2 protein-coding genes and 1 CRISPR repeat array are annotated in these 2511 nt (G+C 58.7%); both genes read left to right on the forward strand.

Going from position 1 to position 2511, the window contains the following annotated elements; genetic code table 11:
- Nucleotides 1–229: 229 nt before the first annotated feature.
- Nucleotides 230–1240, forward strand: a complete 1011-nt coding sequence (gene cas1, locus VAE48_RS10975) for a CRISPR-associated endonuclease Cas1 (protein ID WP_322793371.1) — start codon at nt 230–232, stop codon at nt 1238–1240.
- On the forward strand, nt 1240–1530 hold the full coding sequence (gene cas2 / locus VAE48_RS10980; RefSeq protein ID WP_322793372.1) for a CRISPR-associated endonuclease Cas2: 291 nt from the start codon (nt 1240–1242) through the stop codon (nt 1528–1530). Before cas1 ends, cas2 begins: the two co-directional genes overlap by 1 nt.
- A 212-nt stretch (nt 1531–1742) precedes the next feature.
- Nucleotides 1743–2388: direct repeats of the CRISPR family, unit length 36 nt; unit sequence GTCCGAATCAATCAATGCCCGTAAGGGCATTAAGAC.
- The last annotated feature ends 123 nt before the right edge of the window (nt 2389–2511 follow it).

A 2511-nucleotide genomic window follows, 5' to 3' on the forward strand; every position in this document is an offset into this window, starting at 1 on the left:
CCGAGTTTGCGCGCTACGCCGGGCTGGGCAGCGGGACGGGTTACGGGCTGGGGCAGGCGCGCCGCCTGCCTTCCCCCGGCCGCGCGGCGGAGTGAGCCGCTGTTATCCTGTTTTACCTGCACCTTAACAACCGAATAGCGTTTCTTTCGGAACGGGTCTTTAAATCAACAACCGGCATGACCTGCCGCGGACGGGTTGAGCCTGCTTTTTTCTTGATCCGGAGGTGTTCATGCCGCCTTTATATGTCGTTCAACAAAATGCAAAACTGCGCCTCCATAACCGCCGCGTGCAGGTGGAAATGGAGGAAAACGGCGAAACCCGCATCCTCACCCAAATCCCCATCGGCCAGGTCAGCCAGATTGTGCTGTTCGGCAACATCGGGCTGACCACGCCGCTGATGGATGCCCTGCTGGGGGAGGGCATCGAGGTGATTTTCCTCTCCCAGCAGGGCGAGTTCCGCGGTGTGTTGAGCGGCGAACTGACCCCGCACGTACCGCTGCGCCGCGCCCAGTACCGCGCCCTCGAAAACCCCGCCTTTGTACTGCAAATGGCCAAGGCGCTGGTGCGCGCCAAGCTGGAACACCAGCGCGCCCTGCTCCAGCGCCACAACCGCGAACGCGGCGACCCGCACATTGACGAAGCCGCCGCGCGGCTGAGCGACGCGCTGATCAGCCTGCCCAACAAGATGAACCTCAACAGCCTGCCCGGGCTGGAAGGCAGCGCCACCGCGGCTTACTTCGGCGGTTTCCGCCGCCTGTTTGACCCGCAGTGGAACTTCAACGCCCGCCTGCGCCGCCCGCCGCCGGACGGTATCAACGTGCTGCTTTCGCTGGGTTACACCCTGCTCGGCCGGCTGACCACCAGTGCCGCCCGCACAGTGGGGCTGGACCCCTACGCCGGCTTTCTGCACGAGGTGGAATACAACCGCCCGGCGCTCGGGCTGGACTTGCTGGAGGAGTTCCGCCCGGTGGTAGACGGCCTAGCGCTGTGGGCGGCCGGCAGCCGAGCGGTTACCCCGCCGGATTTTACGCCCGGCGATGCCAGCCGGCCGGTGGTGATGAGCGAAGCGGCAAAAAAGGTCTTCCTGCGCGCCTTTGAAGAGCGCATGGAGCGCCGCTTTACCCACCCGGTCGCCGGCATGCAGTTGACCCTGCGTCAGTGCCTGATCGAGCAGGCGCGCCAGGTCGCCGAGGCGGTCACCCGCGGCGAGGCCTATTATCGTTCGATGGGCTTCCGCTGATGGCTGACGAACGCGCCTTTTACGTGCTGGCATACGACCTGAGCGATGACCGCCGGCGGGCAAAAATTGCGCGGCTGATGGAATCGCTGGGGGAGCGGGTGCAGGGCAGCGTCTTTGAGGCCTGGCTGACGCCGGGCGAGCTGAACCGGCTGGTGGCAAAGGCCAAAAAGGTGATGAACGAGCGGGAAGACAGCCTGCGGATATACCCGCTGTGCGCCGCCTGCCGCCCCAAAATCCGCGTGGAAGGGCAGGGGAAGCCGCTGCCGCCGCCGGATGTGGTGATTGTGTGAGGGTTTCGCATAGATTATGCGTACCCCCCTCCCCATTCCACCCAAAAAATACCGATTTTGGGAGGGGGGTACGCAACAAAGATGAGAATTGTGGGCAAAGGCGAAAAGTTTGCCGCAAAGGCTTGAAAAAGAAGGAGATTGGATGTAAAATGAAGGCAGAATTTGCGGAAAAAAGCGGTAAAACAACAAAAAAAGGAAGCAACGAAACCGCAGTCCGAATCAATCAATGCCCGTAAGGGCATTAAGACGCTTTCCAGTTATGTCCTCCAAGGCTTCCTCCAGTTCCTGAAGGTCCGAATCAATCAATGCCCGTAAGGGCATTAAGACTATCTGTTATTGACCTCCAACACCTTCAAGAACGGCTTAGTCCGAATCAATCAATGCCCGTAAGGGCATTAAGACTCAACGGGGTATTGGTTGGTTACTTGTTGGGGTGTACGTCCGAATCAATCAATGCCCGTAAGGGCATTAAGACTGTCTCCGTAATGCGGAACAAGCCCCAACCCAAACCCGCGCTGTCCGAATCAATCAATGCCCGTAAGGGCATTAAGACTGTCGCAATCTTCGAACAACCATTCAACCAGTTCGTTCGACCAAGTCCGAATCAATCAATGCCCGTAAGGGCATTAAGACACGTTTCCGCCATCTACGCATCAGCACGCTGCCGGCGAGTCCGAATCAATCAATGCCCGTAAGGGCATTAAGACCTTGAAGGTGCAGATTTCAGGAAGGGTTTGAAGGTTGTTGGTCCGAATCAATAAATGCCCGTAAGGGCATTAAGACGATTATCGAAGCCATCCTCGACCATCATTCGGTCAAGCAGTCCGAATCAATAAATGCCCGTAAGGGCATTAAGACGCAATAAATGAAATGCCAGGTTCGTAACGAATTAAGTCCGAATCAATAAATGCCCCCTCCTGCGCCTCCCCCAAAATCGCTGCGCCGATTTTGGGGGAGGGGGGTGGGGGTGATTCCCGTCAG

Source organism: Bellilinea sp. (assembly GCF_034432615.1).
Lineage (GTDB): Bacteria > Chloroflexota > Anaerolineae > Anaerolineales > Anaerolineaceae > Bellilinea.

Excerpts from the sequence above, each read along its gene's own strand:
- cas1 (WP_322793371.1), top strand. The coding sequence starts at position 230 with ATGCCGCCTTTATATGTCGTTCAACAAAATGCAAAACTGCGCCTCCAT.
- cas2 (WP_322793372.1), top strand. The coding sequence starts at position 1,240 with ATGGCTGACGAACGCGCCTTTTACGTGCTGGCATACGACCTGAGCGAT.